Here is an 18,313-nt window from a genome sequence, read left to right as displayed (position 1 = left end):
GCAGGGGATGCCGATTCAGGTTCTGCCGCCGCAGCTCGCCAACCAGATTGCCGCCGGCGAGGTGGTGGAACGGCCCGCGTCGGTGGTGAAAGAGCTGGTTGAAAACAGCCTTGATGCAGGCGCCACGCGGATTGATATTGATATCGAACGCGGCGGCGCGAAGCTTATTCGCATTCGCGATAACGGCTGCGGCATCAAAAAAGACGAGCTGGCGCTGGCCCTGGCTCGCCACGCGACCAGCAAGATCGCCTCGCTCGACGATCTCGAAGCCATTATCAGCCTCGGTTTTCGCGGCGAAGCGCTGGCCAGTATCAGTTCGGTGGCGCGCCTGACGCTCACTTCGCGGACGGCGGAACAGCAGGAAGCCTGGCAGGCGTATGCCGAAGGCCGCGATCAGGCGGTGACGGTGAAGCCGGCGGCGCACCCGGTCGGCACTACCCTTGAAGTCCTCGATCTGTTCTACAACACCCCGGCGCGGCGCAAATTTATGCGCACCGAAAAGACCGAGTTCGGCCACATTGACGAGGTGGTGCGCCGCATTGCGCTGGCGCGATTCGACGTCACCATCAACCTCAGCCATAACGGCAAGGTGATGCGCCAGTATCGGGCAGTCGCTCAGGATGGCCAGCGGGAGCGGCGGTTGGGAACCATCTGTGGCGCCGCCTTTCTTGAACATGCCCTGGCGATCGAGTGGCAGCATGGCGATCTGACCCTGCGCGGCTGGGTCGCCGATCCGCTGCATACCACCCCTGCGCTGGCGGAAATTCAGTATTGCTACGTTAACGGGCGGATGATGCGCGACCGGCTGATCAACCACGCTATCCGCCAGGCCTGTGAAGACAAACTGGGGGCCGATCAGCAGCCGGCGTTTGTGCTGTATCTGGAGATCGATCCCCATCAGGTGGATGTGAACGTCCACCCGGCCAAGCATGAGGTGCGTTTCCATCAGTCGCGCCTGGTGCATGACTTTATCTACCAGGGCGTACTGAGCGTGCTGCAGCAGCAGCTTGACGCGCCGCTGGCGGAAAAAGACGACCCGCCGGCGCCCCGTGCGATGCCGGAGAACCGGATCGCGGCGGGCGGCAACCAGTTTGCGCGGCCGTCGGAAGCGCGTGAACCGGCAACCCGTTTCAGCATCACGCCATCGCGTGAGTCTGCGGCCTCCAGCGGCAGGCCGGGCGGCGCGAGCTGGCCGCACGCGCAGCCGGGTTACCAGAAGCAGCAAGGGGCGCTTTATCGTCAGTTGCTCGACACGCCAACGGCGCCAAAGCCCGCGTTACAGACTCCGGCCACGGCGGAACTGGCCGGTCACAGCCAGAGCTTTGGCAGAGTGCTGACGATTGTGAGCCGCGACTGCGCGCTGCTCGAGCGCGAGGGCGGCCTGGCGCTGCTGTCGTTGACCGTTGCCGAGCGCTGGCTGCGCCAGGCGCAGTTGACCCCGGGAGCAGAGGCCGTCTGTGCCCAGCCGCTGCTGATCCCCCTGCGGTTAAAAGTGACGGAAGGGGAAAAACAGGCGCTGGCCGCCGCGCATCCGGCGCTGACGCAGCTGGGGATCGATATGCATACCGATGCCCTGCACGTGACGGTGCGCGCGGTCCCTTTACCCTTAAGACAACAAAATTTACAAATCTTGATTCCTGAACTGATAGGCTACCTGGCGCAGCAAAACGCATTCGACGTCGGCAATATCGCCCAATGGATGGCGCGTAATCTGACGAGCGAACAGACGTCATGGAATATGGCGCAGGCGATTGCGCTGCTGGCGGACGTTGAGCGTCTTTGCCCGCAGCTGGTGAGAACGCCGCCGGGTGGCCTGTTACAACCTGTAGATCTCCATTCGGCGATGAATGCCCTGAAAGATGAATGATGTAACCGAGGCGAGCCTGCCCAAGGCAATTTTTTTAATGGGCCCGACGGCCTCCGGCAAAACCGCGCTGGCGATAGCCTTACGTAAAGTTTTGCCAGTAGAGTTGATTAGTGTTGATTCCGCCCTCATTTATCGGGGAATGGATATTGGCACCGCCAAACCGGATGCCGCAGAGCTGAGCGCCGCACCGCACCGGCTGCTGGATATTTTGGATCCTGCAGAGGCCTATTCCGCGGCGGATTTTCGCCGCGATGCGCTGGCGGCGATGGCGGAAATTGTCGCCGCCGGGCGAATTCCGCTGTTAGTCGGCGGGACGATGTTGTATTTCAAAGCGTTGCTGGAAGGATTGTCGCCCTTACCGTCCGCTGACCCAGAGGTCAGAGCGCGGATTGAGCAACAGGCCGCAGAGCAGGGGTGGAACGCGTTACATCAGCAGTTACAGGAGATCGATCCCGTAGCGGCTGCGCGTATTCATCCAAATGATCCGCAAAGGCTTTCCCGGGCACTGGAAGTTTTTTTCATTTCGGGTAAAACTTTAACGGAACTGACGCAAACGTCAGGAGACGCTCTGCCATATCAGGTGCATCAGTTCGCCATCGCCCCGGCGAGCCGTGAACTGCTCCATCAACGCATAGAACAGCGTTTTCATCAGATGTTAGCTTCAGGTTTTGAAGCAGAAGTACGGGCGCTTTTTGCCCGCGGAGATTTGCATACGGATATGCCTTCCATCCGTTGTGTCGGATACCGCCAGATGTGGTCATATCTCAATGGCGAGATCCCATATGATGAGATGGTTTATCGAGGTGTTTGCGCCACGAGACAGTTAGCCAAACGTCAGGTCACCTGGCTGCGCGGTTGGGAAGGTGTGCATTGGTTAGACAGTGAACAACCTGAACAAGCGCTCAACAAAGTATTACAGGTTGTTGGTGCGAGCCAGAACTGAACGTGTACAATTAAACGGTATCGTGCGTAATTTTTTTTGAGAATCGTAAGGTTCTGAGTACAAAACAAGCATACATATAAGGAAAAGAGAGAATGGCTAAGGGGCAATCTTTACAAGATCCGTTCCTGAACGCTTTGCGTCGGGAACGCGTTCCGGTTTCTATTTATTTGGTGAATGGTATCAAGCTGCAAGGGCAAATTGAGTCTTTCGATCAGTTCGTGATCCTGTTGAAGAACACGGTCAGCCAGATGGTCTATAAGCACGCAATTTCTACTGTTGTCCCGTCTCGCCCGGTGTCTCACCACAGCAACAATGCTGGCGGCGGTTCCAGTAACTATCACCACGGTGGTAGCGCGCAGGGCTCTTCTGCGCCACAACAAGACAGCGACGACGCCGAATAAGGCTAGTGCTGTTTTTCCACGCCGGGGAGCCAGGTTTTCTGCGTTCCCCGCTGGTATTTTATAAGGGGTTTACGCTTGTTTGACCGTTATGACGCCGGTGAGCAGGCGGTACTGGTACACATCTATTTTTCGCAAGACAAAGATATGGAAGACCTCCAGGAGTTTGAAACTCTGGCCTCTTCCGCCGGTGTCGAAGCAATGCAGGTGATTACCGGTAGCCGTAAAGCACCGCACCCGAAGTATTTTGTTGGTGAAGGTAAGGCAGTCGAAATTGCGGAAGCCGTTAAAGCGACCGGCGCTTCGGTCGTGCTCTTCGATCATGCCCTGAGTCCGGCGCAAGAACGCAACCTGGAACGCCTGTGCGAATGCCGGGTTATCGATCGTACCGGTCTTATTTTAGATATTTTCGCTCAGCGCGCGCGCACCCATGAAGGGAAACTGCAGGTCGAGCTGGCGCAGCTGCGCCATATGGCGACCCGCCTTGTCCGCGGCTGGACCCACCTTGAAAGACAAAAGGGCGGGATCGGTTTGCGTGGCCCGGGTGAAACCCAGCTCGAAACTGACCGTCGTTTATTGCGTAACCGCATCATGCAGATCCTGTCGCGGCTGGAAAAAGTCGAAAAACAGCGTGAGCAGGGGCGGCGGTCGCGCGCGAAAGCCGATATTCCAACCGTGTCGCTGGTGGGCTACACCAACGCCGGAAAATCAACGCTCTTTAACCAGATCACCGCCGCCGAGGTCTATGCCGCGAACCAGCTGTTCGCGACCCTGGACCCGACGCTGCGCCGCATTGACGTCCCTGACGTCGGCGAAACGGTGCTGGCCGATACCGTCGGCTTTATTCGCCACCTGCCGCACGATCTGGTGGCCGCGTTTAAAGCGACGTTGCAGGAGACGCGTCAGGCGACGCTGCTGCTGCATGTGATTGACGCTGCGGATGTCCGCGTGCAGGAAAACATTGATGCGGTAAATACGGTTCTCGCTGAAATTGAGGCCGATGAGATCCCGGCGCTGCTGGTGATGAACAAAATCGACATGCTGGACGATTTTGAACCGCGCATCGATCGCGACGATGAAAATAAACCGATTCGGGTCTGGCTTTCCGCTCAGACCGGGGTTGGCGTACCACTGCTTTTCCAGGCGTTAACGGAGCGCCTTTCCGGTGAAGTGGCCCAGCATACGCTGCGCTTACCGCCGAAAGAAGGGCGACTGAGAAGCCGTTTCTATCAGCTTCAGGCGATAGAAAAAGAGTGGATGGAGGATGACGGCAGCGTGAGTCTGCAGGTGCGCATGCCGATCGTTGACTGGCGGCGCCTCTGTAAGCAAGAGCCAACGCTTGTTGACTATGTGGTTTGACCTTGCAGCTTGCCTGAAGATATTGACCCCTGTGGGGATATCAAAAACAAATATGGAGCATATACATGGCGTGGAATCAGCCCGGTAATAACGGACAGGACCGCGACCCGTGGGGGAGCAGCAAACCTGGCGGCAACTCTGAGGGAAATGGCAATAAAGGCGGTCGCGAGCAGGGGCCGCCGGATCTGGATGATATCTTCCGCAAGTTAAGTAAAAAACTTGGCGGGCTCGGCGGCGGCAAGGGCGGACTGGGCGGCGGCAATAGCGCGCAGGGACCTCGCGGACCGATGGGCGGGCGTATTGTCGGCATCGTTGCCGCGGCAGCCGTGATTATCTGGGCGGCCAGCGGTTTCTATACCATTAAAGAAGCTGAACGTGGCGTGGTCACCCGCTTTGGTAAGTTCAGCCATCTGGTTGAGCCGGGCCTGAACTGGAAGCCGACCTTTATCGATAACGTGCAGGCGGTGAACGTGGAGTCAGTACGCGAACTGGCGGCGTCCGGCGTCATGCTGACCTCTGACGAAAACGTGGTACGCGTTGAGATGAACGTGCAGTACCGCGTCACCGATCCGGAGCGCTACCTGTTTAGCGTCACCAGCGCGGATGACAGCCTGCGTCAGGCTACCGACAGCGCGCTGCGCGGGGTGATCGGTAAATACACCATGGATCGCATTCTGACCGAAGGCCGTACCGTGATCCGTAGCGATACCCAGCGTGAGCTGGAAGAGACGATTCGCCCGTACAACATGGGTATCACTCTGCTGGACGTCAACTTCCAGACGGCGCGTCCGCCGGAAGAGGTGAAGGCCGCGTTTGACGATGCCATTGCCGCGCGTGAGAACGAGCAGCAGTACATTCGTGAAGCGGAAGCGTATACCAACGAAGTCCAGCCGCGGGCGAATGGTCAGGCGCAGCGTATCCTCGAAGAGGCACGCGCCTATAAGACCCAGACCGTTCTGGAAGCCCAGGGTGAAGTGGCTCGCTTTGCCAAGATCCTGCCGGAATACAAAGCCGCGCCGGAGATTACCCGCGAGCGTCTGTATATCGAAACCATGGAAAAAGTGCTGAGCCACACCCGTAAAGTGCTGGTCAATGACAGCAAAAACGGCAATCTGATGGTTCTGCCGCTGGATCAGATGCTGAAAGGCGCCGCTGCGCCGGCAGCAAAGAGCGATAGCAGTGACGCCAGCGATCTGCTGCGCCTGCCGCCTGCATCCAGCACTGGCAGCGCCAGCACCTCATCAACCTCGAGCTCAACCGGGGGTAGCATTATGGACCAACGCCGCGCTAACGCGCAGCGTAACGACTACCAGCGTCAGGGGGAATAACGATGCGTAAATCTGTTATCGCGATCATTGTCATCGTGCTGGTAGTGCTCTACATGTCTGTCTTTGTCGTAAAGGAAGGCGAGCGCGGTATCACGCTGCGTTTCGGTAAAGTTCTGCGCGACGACGAAAATAAGCCGCTGGTGTATGCGCCAGGCCTGCACTTCAAGATCCCGTTTATCGAATCGGTGAAGATGCTGGATGCGCGTATTCAGACCATGGACAACCAGGCTGACCGTTTCGTCACCAAAGAGAAGAAAGACCTGATCGTCGACTCCTACATCAAATGGCGTATCAGCGACTTCAGCCGTTACTACCTGGCCACCGGCGGCGGCGACGTCTCCCAGGCCGAGGTGCTGCTGAAGCGTAAATTCTCGGACCGTCTGCGTTCTGAAATTGGTCGTCTGGATGTGAAAGACATCGTCACCGATTCCCGTGGCCGCCTGACGCTGGAAGTGCGTGATGCGCTGAACTCAGGATCGGCCGGTACGGAAGACGAGGTTAGCACGCCGGCAGCTGACGACGCGATTGCCAAAGCGGCAGAGCGCGTGGAAGCGGAAACCAACGGCAAAGTTCAGGTGATCAACCCGAACAGTATGGCGGCGCTGGGTATTGAAGTGGTCGACGTGCGTATCAAACAGATCAACCTGCCGGCGGAAGTGTCGGAAGCGATCTATAACCGTATGCGCGCGGAGCGTGAAGCGGTTGCCCGTCGTCACCGTTCACAGGGCCAGGAAGAGGCAGAAAAACTGCGCGCGACCGCGGACTATGAAGTCACCAAGACGCTGGCGGAAGCCGAGCGGCAGGGTCGTATCCTGCGTGGTGAAGGCGATGCGGAATCGGCAAAACTGTTTGCCGACGCGTTCAGTCAGGATCCAGGCTTCTATTCCTTTATTCGTAGCCTGCGCGCCTATGAGAAGAGCTTCCAGAGCAATCAGGATGTCATGGTCCTGAGCCCGGATAGCGATTTCTTCCGCTATATGCGTTCACCGGATTCGGTGCGTAAATAAGTCGAAGATGACAGTAACCTACAGTGGTTAATGCAAAAAGGCGCCTGAGACAGGCGCCTTTTTTTATGCTACGACGGCGTGAATTAGTTGCCGAGCAGCTTGTTTAGCAGGCCACCGATCACCGGCAGGCTCGCCAGCGTACTCTCGATGGTGCCGCCGATAGATGAGCCAACGCTTTCGCCCAGGGTTTTGCCCAGGTCCGGCGCCAGATCGGCCAGATTAATGGTGCCAATCAGCGGCAGGTTGATGCTCAGGGCATCGGTGCCCATCGTCCATACGGCGGCACCAACCTTACTGCCTAAGGTTGCCAGGCCATCCTGTAACCAGCCTGCGCCGCTCACATTTTCGATTTCAAATGCGGTTAATTCTCTCATGATAATCTTCCTGATTATGTAGACGTACCGGGTTGTAGTACGCGACGGCATAGTTGCAATTTAAAAAATAGACAGCAATACAACTGGTTATGAATTTTGTTTCACCTTTCCGGTTCATAATGAAGAGGAAATACGGGACAATGTGAATTGAGTGAATGCATTCACTATGCTGGCCGATGACGCCTGCGAAGGCGGCGATGATACTTTTCAATTAGGGTTGACGATGAACTCCACCATTTGGCTGGCGCTGGCGCTGGTTTTAGTACTCGAAGGGCTTGGCCCGCTACTTTATCCGCGAGCCTGGCGCAAGATGGTCGCCAGCCTGAGCCAGCTTCCGGATAATTTATTGCGGCGCTTTGGCGGCGGACTTGTGGTTGCCGGGATTGTGATCTACTACATGTTGAGGAAATCGATTGGCTGATCAAAAAGTGGTCGGATTTGCCTTATTTTGGATGCAAAAAGTGCTGTAACTCTGAAAAAGCGATGGTAGAATCCATTTTTAAGCAAACGGTGATTTTGAAAAATGGGTAACAACGTCGTCGTACTGGGCACCCAATGGGGTGACGAAGGTAAAGGGAAGATCGTCGATCTCCTGACAGAACGGGCTAAATATGTTGTGCGCTACCAGGGTGGTCACAACGCCGGCCATACTCTCGTAATCAACGGTGAAAAAACCGTTCTCCATCTTATTCCATCAGGCATTCTGCGTGAAAACGTCACCAGCATCATCGGTAACGGCGTCGTGCTGTCTCCGGCTGCGCTGATGAAAGAGATGAAGGGCCTGGAAGACCGTGGTATCCCGGTTCGCGAGCGTCTGCTGCTCTCTGAAGCCTGCCCGCTTATCCTTGACTATCACGTGGCGCTGGACGTGGCGCGTGAAAAAGCGCGCGGCGCGAAGGCGATCGGCACCACCGGTCGCGGCATCGGCCCGGCTTACGAAGATAAAGTCGCTCGTCGCGGTCTGCGCGTTGGCGATCTGTTCGATAAAGCAACCTTCGCCGATAAACTGAAAGAAGTGATGGAATATCACAACTTCCAGCTGGTGAACTTCTACAAAGCAGAAGCGGTTGACTACCAGAAAGTGCTGGACGATGTGATGGCGATTGCCGACATCCTGACCGGCATGGTGGTAGACGTTTCCGACCTGCTGGATCAGGCGCGTAAACGTGGCGACTTCGTAATGTTCGAAGGCGCACAGGGCACGCTGCTGGATATCGACCACGGTACCTATCCGTACGTAACCTCTTCCAATACCACCGCGGGTGGCGTGGCGACCGGCTCCGGCCTGGGCCCGCGTTATGTGGATTACGTTCTGGGTATCATCAAAGCTTACTCGACTCGCGTCGGCGCGGGTCCGTTCCCGACTGAGCTGTTTGATGAGACCGGCGAGTTCCTCTGCAAGCAGGGTAACGAATTCGGCGCCACCACCGGTCGTCGTCGTCGTACCGGCTGGCTGGACGCTGTCGCGGTTCGTCGCGCGGTGCAGATTAACTCCCTGTCCGGCTTCTGCCTGACTAAACTGGACGTCCTCGACGGCCTGAAAGAAGTGAAAATCTGCGTCGGCTACCGTATGCCGGATGGCCGCGAAGTGACCACCACTCCGCTGGCAGCCGACAACTGGGAAGGTATCGAGCCTATCTACGAAACCATGCCGGGCTGGTCTGAAACCACCTTCGGCGTGAAAGAGCGCAGCGGCCTGCCGCAGGCAGCGCTGAACTACATCCAGCGTATTGAAGAGCTGACCGGCGTACCGGTTGATATCATCTCTACTGGTCCAGACCGTTCCGAGACCATGATTCTGCGCGACCCGTTCGACGCATAATCACTCGCAAGGGGCGCCGTTCGGGCGCCCTTGTTTTTGCTGTTCGCCCGCCCCATTTTAAATAAATTAGCGGCCTGAGCGCTGGCTGGTTTATCATCAATAATAATGATGTCGCTCGACATACCCTGTTTTCTTTTCCCTGAGGTTTATGTGCAGTTAACGAGTTTCACCGATTACGGACTACGGGCGCTGATTTATATGGCGTCGCTGCCGGAAGGACGGATGACCAGTATCTCGGAAGTGACCGAGGTCTATGGCGTCTCCCGTAATCATATGGTTAAAATAATCAATCAGTTAAGTCGCATGGGCTACGTAACTGCCGTGCGGGGGAAGAACGGGGGCATTCGCCTCGGCAAACCAGCTGGACAGATCCGCGTCGGTGACGTGGTACGCGACCTGGAACCCTTATCGCTGGTCAACTGCAGCAGCGAGTTTTGCCACATTACACCAGCCTGTCGTCTGAAACAGGCACTAGCTGAAGCCGCGCAGAGTTTTCTCAAGGAACTGGATAACTATACGCTGGCTGATTTGGTTGAGAAGAATCAACCGCTTTATAAATTATTGCTGGTGGAGTGACGCCACTCTGCCGGAGATGACAACGGAGGAACCGATATGTCACAAGATCCATTCCAGGAACGCGAAGCTGAGAAGTACGCGAACCCAATCCCGAGCCGGGAATTTATCCTCGAACATTTAACCAAACGGGAAAAGCCCGCCAGCCGCGATGAGCTGGCCATCGAGTTAAATATTGAGGGCGAAGAGCAAACCGAAGCGCTGCGCCGCCGCCTGCGCGCGATGGAACGCGACGGTCAGCTGGTCTTCACCCGCCGTCAGTGCTATGCGCTGCCGGAGCGCCTTGATCTCCTCAAAGGAACCGTTATTGGTCACCGTGATGGCTATGGTTTCCTGCGTGTTGAAGGGCGCAAAGACGATCTGTATCTGTCGTCAGAGCAGATGAAAACCTGTATTCATGGCGATCAGGTGCTGGCCCAACCGCTGGGCGCGGACCGCAAGGGCCGCCGCGAAGCGCGCATCGTCCGCGTTCTGGTGCCGAAAACCAGCCAGATTGTTGGCCGCTACTTTACCGACGCTGGCGTCGGTTTCGTTGTCCCGGACGACAGTCGCCTGAGCTTCGATATCCTGATCCCGCCGGAAGAGATTATGGGCGCGCGGATGGGCTACGTGGTGGTGGTCGAGCTGACCCAGCGCCCGACCCGCCGCACCAAAGCCGTGGGGAAAATCGTCGAAGTGCTGGGCGACAACATGGGTACCGGCATGGCTGTCGATATGGCGCTGCGTACCCATGAAATTCCGTACGTTTGGCCGCCGGCGGTGGAAAATCAGGTTTCCGGCCTGAAAGAGCAGGTGCCGGAAGAGGCGAAAGCCGGGCGCGTCGATCTGCGCTCCCTGCCGCTGGTCACTATTGACGGTGAAGATGCCCGCGACTTCGATGACGCGGTGTACTGCGAGAAGAAACGCGGCGGCGGCTGGCGCCTGTGGGTAGCCATTGCCGACGTCAGCTACTACGTGCGTCCGGGGACGCCGCTGGACGCGGAAGCGCGCAGCCGTGGAACCTCGGTCTACTTCCCGTCGCAGGTGGTACCGATGCTGCCGGAAGTGTTGTCTAACGGTCTGTGCTCGCTGAACCCGCAGGTCGATCGCCTGTGCATGGTATGCGAGATGACGATTTCGTCAAAAGGCCGTCTGACCGGTTATAAATTCTATGAAGCGGTGATGAGTTCACATGCTCGCCTGACCTATACCAAGGTGTGGCATATACTGCAGGGCGACCAGGAGCTGCGCGAGCACTACGCGCCGCTGGTGAAGCATATTGAAGAACTGCATAACCTCTACAAGGTGCTGGATGGCGCCCGCGAAGAGCGCGGCGGTATCTCATTTGAAAGTGAAGAAGCTAAATTCATCTTCAACGCCGAGCGCCGTATCGAGCGTATCGAACAGACCCAGCGGAACGATGCGCACAAGCTGATTGAAGAGTGCATGATCCTGGCGAACATCTCCGCCGCGCGCTTCGTTGAGAAGGCGCAGGAGCCGGCGCTGTTCCGTATTCACGATAAGCCGAGCACCGAGGCGATTACCGCGTTCCGCAGCGTGCTGGCGGAGCTGGGGCTGGAACTGCCTGGCGGCAACAAGCCGGAGCCGCGCGATTACGCCGAACTGCTGACCTCCATCGCCGATCGCCCGGATGCGGAGATGCTTCAGACGATGCTCCTGCGGTCGATGAAGCAGGCGGTCTACGATCCGGAAAACCGCGGCCACTTTGGCCTCGCGCTGCAGTCCTATGCCCACTTCACCTCGCCGATCCGTCGTTACCCGGATCTGTCGCTGCACCGCGCCATCAAATATCTGCTGGCCAAAGAGCAGGGGCATAAAGGCAACAGCACGGAGACCGGCGGCTGGCACTACAGCATGGAAGAGATGCTGCAGCTGGGCGAGCACTGCTCGATGACCGAACGCCGCGCTGATGAAGCGACGCGCGAAGTCTCCGACTGGCTGAAGTGCGACTTCATGCAGGATCAGGTAGGCAACATCTTCTCCGGGGTTATCGCCAGCGTGACCGGCTTTGGCTTCTTCGTCCGTCTCAACGATCTGTTTATCGACGGCCTGGTGCATGTTTCCTCTCTGGATAACGACTACTATCGTTTCGACCAGGTGGGGCAGCGTCTGATCGGCGAGTCCGGCGGGCAGACTTATCGCCTGGGCGACCGCGTGGAAGTCCGTGTGGAAGCGGTCAACATGGACGAGCGTAAAATCGACTTTACCCTAATCTCCAGCGAGCGCGCGCCGCGTAATGTCGGCAAAACCGCCCGTGAGAAAGCGAAAAAGAGCACCTCCGGCAAACCGGGCGGCCGTCGTCGTCAGGTCGGTAAGCAGGTGAACTTCGAGCCAGACAGCGCGTTCCGCAAAGAAAAAGACCAGGCGAAAGCGAAGCCGAAAGGCGAGAAGAAAGCGAAAAAACCGTCGGCGAAAACGCAGAAAATCGCCGCCGCCACCAAAGCCAAGCGCGCGGCAAAGAAGAAGAGCGCCGAGTGATTGACCACCCTTCATCCTGAAGTCTGCTGACGCAGGACGGGGTGAAGGGCGGATAACAGAACCTAAAACGAGTACATCAATGAGTGAAATGATTTACGGCATCCATGCGGTGCAGGCACTGCTGGAGCGCGCACCTGAGCGTTTTCAGGAAGTTTATATTCTGAAAGGCCGTGAGGATAAGCGCCTGCTGCCGCTGATCCACGCTCTGGAAGCGCAGGGCGTGGTGATTCAGCTGGCCAACCGCCAGTTTCTCGATGAGAAGAGCGAAGGCGCGGTACACCAGGGGATCATTGCCCGCGTGAAGCCGGGGCGTCAGTATCAGGAGAACGATCTGCCGGATCTGCTGGCGCAGCTCGATCAGCCGTTCCTGTTGATCCTTGACGGTGTGACCGATCCGCATAACCTCGGCGCCTGCCTGCGCAGCGCCGATGCTGCCGGCGTGCACGCGGTGATTGTGCCAAAAGATCGTTCCGCGCAGCTGAATGCGACGGCGAAGAAAGTGGCCTGCGGCGCGGCGGAGAACGTCCCGCTGATCCGAGTCACCAACCTGGCGCGCACCATGCGTCTGTTGCAGGAGGAGAACGTCTGGATCGTTGGAACCGCAGGTGAAGCCGACCATACGCTGTTCCAGAGCAAAATGACCGGGCCGATGGCGCTGGTGATGGGCGCGGAAGGCGAAGGCATGCGCCGCCTGACCCGCGAGCACTGCGATGAGCTGATCAGCATTCCGATGGCGGGCAGCGTCTCCTCGCTGAACGTCTCGGTGGCCACCGGCATCTGCCTGTTTGAGGCGGTACGCCAGCGCAGCTAAGCTGACCCGCTGACGAAACTGAAAAGCCATCCTTCGGGATGGCTTTTTTGTGACCGCTCTCGCGGGCGAGTATCCTCCCGGATAACCATACTTAGGCTTATCGCCATTGATGGAGGGAGACACGATGCACTGGCAAACCCACACCGTTTTTAATCAACCGACCCCGCTGAATAACAGCAATCTGTTCCTGTCCGATACCGCCCTACGTGAAGCGGTGGTCCGCGAAGGCGCCGGCTGGGATGGCGATCTGCTCGCCAGCATTGGCCAGCAGCTGGGGACCGCAGAATCGCTGGAGCTGGGACGCCTGGCCAACAGCAACCCGCCGGAGCTGCTGCGCTATGACGCCACCGGCGCCCGACTGGACGACGTTCGCTTCCACCCCGCCTGGCACCTGCTGATGCAGGGGCTGTGCGCGAACCGGGTGCATAATCTCGCCTGGCAGGAGGATGCCCGTGAAGGCGCGTTTGTCGCGCGCGCCGCTCGCTTTCTGCTTCACGCCCAGGTAGAGGCCGGAACGCTGTGCCCGATTACCATGACTTTCGCCGCGACGCCCCTGCTGCAGCGCGCCCTGCCCGCGCCTTTTGGCGACTGGCTGTCGCCGCTGCTGAGCGACCGTTACGATCCCCACCTCGCGCCGGGCGACCAGAAGCGCGGTCTGCTGATTGGCATGGGGATGACCGAGAAGCAAGGGGGTTCCGATGTGCTGAGCAATACCACCCGCGCGGAGAAAACAGCGGAAGGGTTTTACCGGCTGGTGGGACACAAATGGTTTTTCTCGGTGCCGCAGAGCGATGCGCACCTGGTGCTGGCCCAGGCGCCTGCGGGTCTGTCGTGCTTCTTTGTGCCGCGCCTGCTGCCCGACGGGCAGCGCAACGGGGTGCGTCTGGAGCGCTTAAAAGAGAAGCTCGGCAACCGCTCCAACGCCAGTAGCGAAGTGGAGTTTTATGACGCCTGCGGCTGGCTGGTGGGTGACGAGGGCGACGGCGTGCGGCAGATCCTCAGGATGGGCGGTCTCACCCGCTTTGACTGCGCGCTGGGCAGCCATGCCCTGATGCGCCGGGCCTTCTCGGTAGCGCTGTATCATGCGCTACAGCGTCAGGCGTTCGGTAAAAATCTGGTCGATCAGCCGATGATGCGCCAGCTGCTGGGGCAAATGGCGCTCCGTCTTGAAGGACAGACCGCGTTTCTGTTTCGTCTGGCGCGAGCCTGGGACCGTCGGGATGATGCCCGGGAAAGCGCCTGGGCGCGTCTGTTTACGCCTGCGGCCAAGTTTGCCATCTGCAAGGCCGGTATCCCGTTTGTCGCTGAGGCGATGGAAGTCCTGGGAGGGATCGGCTATTGCGAGGAGAGTGAGTTGCCGCGGTTGTATCGCGAGATGCCGGTCAATAGCATCTGGGAAGGCTCCGGCAATATTATGTGCCTCGATGTGATGCGGGTGCTGAGCAAGCAGCCGGCGGCGATGGAGCTGTTGGCCGCGGAGTGTGCGGAGGTGAAAGGACAGAACCGCCATCTCGACCGCGCATGGCGTCAGCTGCAGCAATTGCTGAAACGACCCGCCGAAGAGCAGGGCAGAGAGATTGCCCGGCTGGTCTATCGTCTGGGGGCGGGGGCGCAGATGCTGCGTTTCGCTTCGCCGCCGCTGGCCGAAGCCTGGTGCCGGATGATGCTCGACACGCGCGGCGGCATACGTCTTGACGCGCCGACCCTCGACGACCTGCTGCTGCGGGCCATGGGGCGGGGGCGCCAGGCGCCTCAGGCGTAGAGAATGGCCTGCACGCGCCAGCTGTCCGGCTGTTGTTCCTCGTACATCTGAATAATGCGATACCAGGAGGCGCCTTGCTCGTCCGCTTTGCGGGCAATGGCGTGCTCCACATCCTGTTGGCTGCCGGAAAGATTAGCGACGGAGATCAGACCGATTTCATTCAGGCCGGTAACGCAATCCGCGCTGGCGAATTCGGCTGACTGCGCGGACGTGTTGGCCGTCGCAGTGGTTAACAGCAGGCTGGATAGGGTAAAAGATCGTTTCATCGTCAGCTCCATTTCACGTAGTCCCAAGGGCAGTCCGTTGCTAACGTCCTGCCAGGTGGCTGGCCGAACGTTATTATGCACAGGAGAACGTGAATGGACGCAAAGCTATGTAAAGCAGATTTAAAGACACCGCCTCGTCATCGACGATAGAGGATCGCCTGCGAATACCACTGGCCGGGTACCATGGTGTCATCGATCATGATGATGACGTAGTAATCGGCTTTGGCCGCTTCTGCTTTGGCCTTCAGCGCCGCTTCGACATCCATCGGCGAACCGTACATCAGTACGCTCACCGTGGCCATTTTCTGCAGGCCAGCCGTCTGGTTGCGCTGGATCTCCTGCGGATGGTCGGTGGCGGGCGGCGGGGCTTCCGGCGTTCCCTGCAGAGCACTACACCCGCTGAGGACGATAGCCAGTAACCACGGAGACAACCTGCGCATAACCATATCTCGTTTCCTGATAGTGATAGTGTAGTGGTAGCCTTAACAGGATTTCCGGGGAATGTTCCCGAACTGTTATCTCTGACGCGATTTTCGAATGAAAATGTTGTGAAAGCGTAACCGGGTTCTCAACATTATGAATCGTAGCAAACTGGGTTGCCTGGTGAATGCATTTTCCCATGCCGCCTAACCACAATAGAGAAGGGAGACGATAAATGATTGCACTAGAAATGCGCAACCTCGGCGGTGGCGAAATTTTGCATGCCTGCCCGCAGGAGAGTCTGGACAAACCACTGCCCTGTATCGTCTTTTATCATGGCTTTACCTCGTCGAAACTGGTTTACAGCTACTTTGCGGTGGCGCTGGCCCAGGCGGGTTTCCGGGTGATTATGCCGGACGCGCCGGAGCATGGCGCGCGCTATCACGGTGATGAGACCGGGCGGATGCAGCGCTTCTGGCCGATCTTGCAGCAGAATTTCAGCGAGTTTCCCGCGCTGCGCGAGGCGATTATCGCCGAAGGCTGGCTGGAAGGAGAGCGACTGGCGGTGGCGGGGGCGTCGATGGGGGGAATGACGGCCCTGGGTATCATGACGCACCATCCCGAGCTGAACAGCGTCGCCTGCCTGATGGGATCAGGCTATTTTCGTTCGCTGTCGCAAACCCTGTTTCCCTCGCCTGGCTTTGATGGCGACAGCCTCAGCGAATGGGATGTCAGCCATCAGCTGGCGTCGCTCGCCCGGCGGCCGCTGTTGCTCTGGCATGGCGATGCCGACGACGTGGTGCCGCCGGAAGAGACCTTCCGTCTTGAGCAAGCGCTCAGGCAGAGCGACCTTGCCGCCAGGCTGACCTGTGTCTGGCAGAAAGGCGTCCGCCATCGCATCACCCCGGAGGCGCTGGCCACGACGGTCGCCTTTTTTCAGCAGCATCTTTAAACGCGGATCACGCTGACGCCCTGGTCCTCAAGCTGCTTGAGGATCGCGGCATCGGCCTGTTTGCCGGTGATCACCACGTCAATTTGCCCGGCCTGGCTGAATAGCATTCCGGCGCGCTCGCCGATCTTGCTGCTGTCGACCAGCACCGCCAGCTTGCCGACCACGCTGAGCATTTTCTGCTCGGCCATGGCGGTCAACATATCTGTTTTGTATAACCCCTCGGCGGTTAACCCTTTGCCGCTGGTGAACATCCAGTGCCCGGCATAGAGGCTGTTTTCACTGCCGTGGGGGCTGAGGGTGATGGCGTGGCTGCGGTTGTACTGCCCGCCCATGATAATCACGCTGTCGTGTTCCTGGTCGATCAGGTAGTTGGCCAGCGGCAGATAGTTAGTGATGATCTGCACCGGTTTGCCGCACAGTTCACGCCCCAGCAGAAAGGCGGTGGAGCCGCAGTTGATGACGATGCTCTCACCCGGCGCGATCAGCTGCGAAGCGGCGCGCGCAATACGCACTTTTTCATCCAGATTCTGCGCCTGGTGGATATTCATCGGCGTCCAGCGGGGGCGCTGCTCGCTAATGGCTTCCGCGCCATTGCGTACCTTTTTCAGTTTGCCGCTTTCATCCAGCTTGTTGATATCACGTCGGGCCGTTGCGGGTGAGATCCCGAGCCGCGACATCACCTGCTCTACGGTAACAAACCCCGTTTGGGCGAGCAGATCCAGCAGAATTTGGTGCCTTTGCGCTTCCGTCATGAGCGAATCCGATTAAAAGTGAACGGCAAAGATGATATTTGAAATCATGTGAAAATACTAACCCTGCGGCGGGGTATTTCCGGCAGGCAGGGCCTGCCGGAGGCGGCTTACAGGAAGGATTTGAACGGCAGGTCCGGCTCAATGGTAAAGCAGTCATCGAAGCCGCGCGGGTAGTGATATTCGAAATTGTCTTTATCCAGCGGCCAGGTAAATTTGCCGCCGACCTGCCAGATAAACGGCTTGAAGCCGTACTTCAGACGATCTTTTTTCATCTCCCACAGGACGCGGATCTCCTGCGGATCGGCCTGAAAGTTCGACCAGATATCATGGTGGAACGGGATCACCACCTTCGCGTTGAGCGACTCTGCCATGCGCAGGATATCGGCGCTGGTCATTTTGTCGGTGATCCCGCGCGGGTTCTCGCCATACGAGCCGAGGGCGACGTCAATCTGATGCTCGTTGCCATGCTTCGCGTAATAGTTGGAGTAGTGGGAATCGCCGCTGTGGTACAGGTTGCCGCCCGGTGTTTTAAACAGATAGTTGACCGCGCGCTGGTCCATCCCGTCCGGCAGCACGCCGGCGGCTTTTTGATCCGCCGGGAGGGTGATCAGCGCGGTACGGTCGAACGCGTCGAGCGCGTGGATCTCAATGTCCTTAATCTTCACGACATCGCCGGGCTTCATGACGATACAGCGCGCTTTCGGCACGCCCCAGCCGATCCACATATCGACGCAGGTTTTCGGGCCGATAAACGGCACATCGGCCGGGCAGTTCTGCATGACGGCGGCGGCGACGTTGACGTCAATATGATCGTTGTGATCGTGGGTCGCGAGGACCGCGTCAATCTGGCGAATGGCGAATGGATCGAGCACGAACGGGGTGGTGCGCAGATTGGGCTGGAGCTTCTTCACCCCTGCCATCCGCTGCATCTGATGGCCGGTTTTCATCAGTGGATTGCCGTGGCTCTGCTTGCCGGTGCCGCACCAGAAATCGACGCAGACGTTGGCGCCGCCTTCGGATTTCAACCAGATGCCGGTACAGCCCAGCCACCACATGGCGAAGGTGCCGGGCGCAACCTGCTCCTGCTCAATCTCTTCATTCAGCCAGCTACCCCATTCCGGAAAGGTGTTCAGGATCCATGATTCACGGGTGATGGTCTGTACTTTACTCATCGCGGTCTTCCTCGTGTATTTTCAAAAGT

The 18,313-nt window shown here is 58.3% G+C and carries 18 protein-coding genes; 13 read left to right on the top strand and 5 right to left on the bottom strand.

From position 1 onward, the window contains the following. The first annotated feature begins 7 nt into the window (after positions 1-7). From mutL to hflC, 6 genes are all read left to right on the top strand, one after another. Positions 8-1,867 (top strand): DNA mismatch repair endonuclease MutL, encoded by a 1,860-nt coding sequence (gene mutL, locus KHQ24_RS13930; RefSeq protein WP_043519284.1) that lies wholly within the window; start codon positions 8-10, stop codon positions 1,865-1,867. Continuing rightward, entirely contained in the window at positions 1,860-2,810 is a 951-nt protein-coding gene (gene miaA, locus KHQ24_RS13925; protein ID WP_004206442.1) for a tRNA (adenosine(37)-N6)-dimethylallyltransferase MiaA, read from the top strand. The genes mutL and miaA overlap by 8 nt, the downstream gene beginning before the upstream one ends. Positions 2,811-2,902: 92 nt before the next feature. Then, a complete protein-coding gene (gene hfq / locus KHQ24_RS13920; protein ID WP_002885659.1) occupies positions 2,903-3,211 on the top strand; it encodes an RNA chaperone Hfq in 309 nt (102 codons plus the stop codon). Positions 3,212-3,286: 75 nt separating this feature from the next. Beyond that, a complete protein-coding gene (hflX, locus tag KHQ24_RS13915; protein ID WP_004146725.1) occupies positions 3,287-4,567 on the top strand; it encodes a ribosome rescue GTPase HflX in 1,281 nt (426 codons plus the stop codon). A 65-nt stretch (positions 4,568-4,632) separates the two neighbouring features. Continuing rightward, on the top strand, positions 4,633-5,895 hold the full coding sequence (gene hflK, locus KHQ24_RS13910; RefSeq protein WP_004206443.1) for an FtsH protease activity modulator HflK: 1,263 nt from the start codon (positions 4,633-4,635) through the stop codon (positions 5,893-5,895). 2 nt (positions 5,896-5,897) lie between these two features. Beyond that, complete coding sequence (gene hflC / locus KHQ24_RS13905; protein ID WP_004192484.1) at positions 5,898-6,902, top strand: protease modulator HflC; 1,005 nt, start codon at positions 5,898-5,900, stop codon at positions 6,900-6,902. A gap of 83 nt (positions 6,903-6,985) precedes the next feature. On the opposite strand, the gene KHQ24_RS13900 is transcribed toward hflC, so the two are convergent. Continuing rightward, complete coding sequence (locus KHQ24_RS13900; RefSeq protein WP_049092064.1) at positions 6,986-7,276, bottom strand: hypothetical protein; 291 nt, start codon at positions 7,274-7,276, stop codon at positions 6,986-6,988. 223 nt (positions 7,277-7,499) lie between these two features. On the opposite strand from KHQ24_RS13900, the gene KHQ24_RS13895 reads away from it, so the two are divergent. The 6 genes from KHQ24_RS13895 (at position 7,500) to KHQ24_RS13870 (ending at position 14,722) form a co-directional block, all read left to right on the top strand. Next, positions 7,500-7,697 (top strand): DUF2065 domain-containing protein, encoded by a 198-nt coding sequence (locus tag KHQ24_RS13895; protein WP_002885664.1) that lies wholly within the window; start codon positions 7,500-7,502, stop codon positions 7,695-7,697. A gap of 102 nt (positions 7,698-7,799) precedes the next feature. Further along, positions 7,800-9,098 (top strand): adenylosuccinate synthase, encoded by a 1,299-nt coding sequence (locus KHQ24_RS13890; protein ID WP_004206445.1) that lies wholly within the window; start codon positions 7,800-7,802, stop codon positions 9,096-9,098. 150 nt (positions 9,099-9,248) lie between these two features. Further along, positions 9,249-9,674 (top strand): nitric oxide-sensing transcriptional repressor NsrR, encoded by a 426-nt coding sequence (gene nsrR / locus KHQ24_RS13885; RefSeq protein WP_002885667.1) that lies wholly within the window; start codon positions 9,249-9,251, stop codon positions 9,672-9,674. A gap of 36 nt (positions 9,675-9,710) precedes the next feature. Further along, on the top strand, positions 9,711-12,149 hold the full coding sequence (rnr, locus tag KHQ24_RS13880; protein ID WP_004206447.1) for a ribonuclease R: 2,439 nt from the start codon (positions 9,711-9,713) through the stop codon (positions 12,147-12,149). Positions 12,150-12,228: 79 nt separating this feature from the next. Continuing rightward, positions 12,229-12,960 (top strand): 23S rRNA (guanosine(2251)-2'-O)-methyltransferase RlmB, encoded by a 732-nt coding sequence (gene rlmB / locus KHQ24_RS13875; RefSeq protein ID WP_002885669.1) that lies wholly within the window; start codon positions 12,229-12,231, stop codon positions 12,958-12,960. A 124-nt stretch (positions 12,961-13,084) separates the two neighbouring features. Beyond that, positions 13,085-14,722: an isovaleryl-CoA dehydrogenase gene (locus tag KHQ24_RS13870; RefSeq protein ID WP_023319565.1), complete on the top strand. Its 1,638-nt coding sequence runs from the start codon at positions 13,085-13,087 to the stop codon at positions 14,720-14,722. On the opposite strand, the gene yjfN is transcribed toward KHQ24_RS13870, so the two are convergent. Both yjfN and bsmA read right to left on the bottom strand, forming a co-directional pair. Then, positions 14,713-14,988, bottom strand: coding sequence for a DUF1471 family protease activator YjfN (gene yjfN / locus KHQ24_RS13865; protein WP_004206450.1), 276 nt, complete (start codon positions 14,986-14,988; stop codon positions 14,713-14,715). The two genes, KHQ24_RS13870 and yjfN, sit on opposite strands and share 10 nt — an antisense overlap. Positions 14,989-15,125: 137 nt before the next feature. Then, positions 15,126-15,434 carry a biofilm peroxide resistance protein BsmA gene (bsmA, locus tag KHQ24_RS13860; protein ID WP_004206451.1) on the bottom strand — a complete coding sequence of 103 codons (309 nt, stop codon included), beginning with the start codon at positions 15,432-15,434 and terminating at the stop codon, positions 15,126-15,128. Positions 15,435-15,643: 209 nt separating this feature from the next. On the opposite strand from bsmA, the gene yjfP reads away from it, so the two are divergent. After that, the gene (yjfP, locus tag KHQ24_RS13855) at positions 15,644-16,360 is read left to right on the top strand and encodes an esterase (protein ID WP_004206452.1); all 717 of its coding nucleotides are present in this window, start codon (positions 15,644-15,646) and stop codon (positions 16,358-16,360) included. On the opposite strand, the gene ulaR is transcribed toward yjfP, so the two are convergent. Both ulaR and ulaG read right to left on the bottom strand, forming a co-directional pair. Then, on the bottom strand, positions 16,357-17,112 hold the full coding sequence (ulaR, locus tag KHQ24_RS13850; protein WP_004206453.1) for an HTH-type transcriptional regulator UlaR: 756 nt from the start codon (positions 17,110-17,112) through the stop codon (positions 16,357-16,359). The two genes, yjfP and ulaR, sit on opposite strands and share 4 nt — an antisense overlap. A gap of 107 nt (positions 17,113-17,219) precedes the next feature. After that, on the bottom strand, positions 17,220-18,284 hold the full coding sequence (gene ulaG / locus KHQ24_RS13845) for an L-ascorbate 6-phosphate lactonase (RefSeq protein ID WP_048294047.1): 1,065 nt from the start codon (positions 18,282-18,284) through the stop codon (positions 17,220-17,222). Between the last annotated feature and the right edge of the window lie 29 nt (positions 18,285-18,313).

It is taken from the genome of Klebsiella sp. 54 (assembly GCF_018223875.1).
GTDB lineage: Bacteria > Pseudomonadota > Gammaproteobacteria > Enterobacterales > Enterobacteriaceae > Klebsiella > Klebsiella quasipneumoniae.
The sequence above is the reverse complement of the archived record's forward strand: the minus strand, read 5'-3'. Positions and strand labels throughout refer to the sequence as shown.

Excerpts from the sequence above, each read along its gene's own strand:
- mutL (WP_043519284.1), top strand. The coding sequence starts at position 8 with ATGCCGATTCAGGTTCTGCCGCCGCAGCTCGCCAACCAGATTGCCGCC.
- miaA (WP_004206442.1), top strand. The coding sequence starts at position 1,860 with ATGAATGATGTAACCGAGGCGAGCCTGCCCAAGGCAATTTTTTTAATG.
- hfq (WP_002885659.1), top strand. The coding sequence starts at position 2,903 with ATGGCTAAGGGGCAATCTTTACAAGATCCGTTCCTGAACGCTTTGCGT.
- hflK (WP_004206443.1), top strand. The coding sequence starts at position 4,633 with ATGGCGTGGAATCAGCCCGGTAATAACGGACAGGACCGCGACCCGTGG.
- hflC (WP_004192484.1), top strand. The coding sequence starts at position 5,898 with ATGCGTAAATCTGTTATCGCGATCATTGTCATCGTGCTGGTAGTGCTC.
- KHQ24_RS13900 (WP_049092064.1), bottom strand. The coding sequence starts at position 7,276 with ATGAGAGAATTAACCGCATTTGAAATCGAAAATGTGAGCGGCGCAGGC.
- KHQ24_RS13895 (WP_002885664.1), top strand. The coding sequence starts at position 7,500 with ATGAACTCCACCATTTGGCTGGCGCTGGCGCTGGTTTTAGTACTCGAA.
- KHQ24_RS13890 (WP_004206445.1), top strand. The coding sequence starts at position 7,800 with ATGGGTAACAACGTCGTCGTACTGGGCACCCAATGGGGTGACGAAGGT.
- rnr (WP_004206447.1), top strand. The coding sequence starts at position 9,711 with ATGTCACAAGATCCATTCCAGGAACGCGAAGCTGAGAAGTACGCGAAC.
- rlmB (WP_002885669.1), top strand. The coding sequence starts at position 12,229 with ATGAGTGAAATGATTTACGGCATCCATGCGGTGCAGGCACTGCTGGAG.
- KHQ24_RS13870 (WP_023319565.1), top strand. The coding sequence starts at position 13,085 with ATGCACTGGCAAACCCACACCGTTTTTAATCAACCGACCCCGCTGAAT.
- yjfN (WP_004206450.1), bottom strand. The coding sequence starts at position 14,988 with ATGAAACGATCTTTTACCCTATCCAGCCTGCTGTTAACCACTGCGACG.
- bsmA (WP_004206451.1), bottom strand. The coding sequence starts at position 15,434 with ATGGTTATGCGCAGGTTGTCTCCGTGGTTACTGGCTATCGTCCTCAGC.
- yjfP (WP_004206452.1), top strand. The coding sequence starts at position 15,644 with ATGATTGCACTAGAAATGCGCAACCTCGGCGGTGGCGAAATTTTGCAT.
- ulaR (WP_004206453.1), bottom strand. The coding sequence starts at position 17,112 with ATGACGGAAGCGCAAAGGCACCAAATTCTGCTGGATCTGCTCGCCCAA.
- ulaG (WP_048294047.1), bottom strand. The coding sequence starts at position 18,284 with ATGAGTAAAGTACAGACCATCACCCGTGAATCATGGATCCTGAACACC.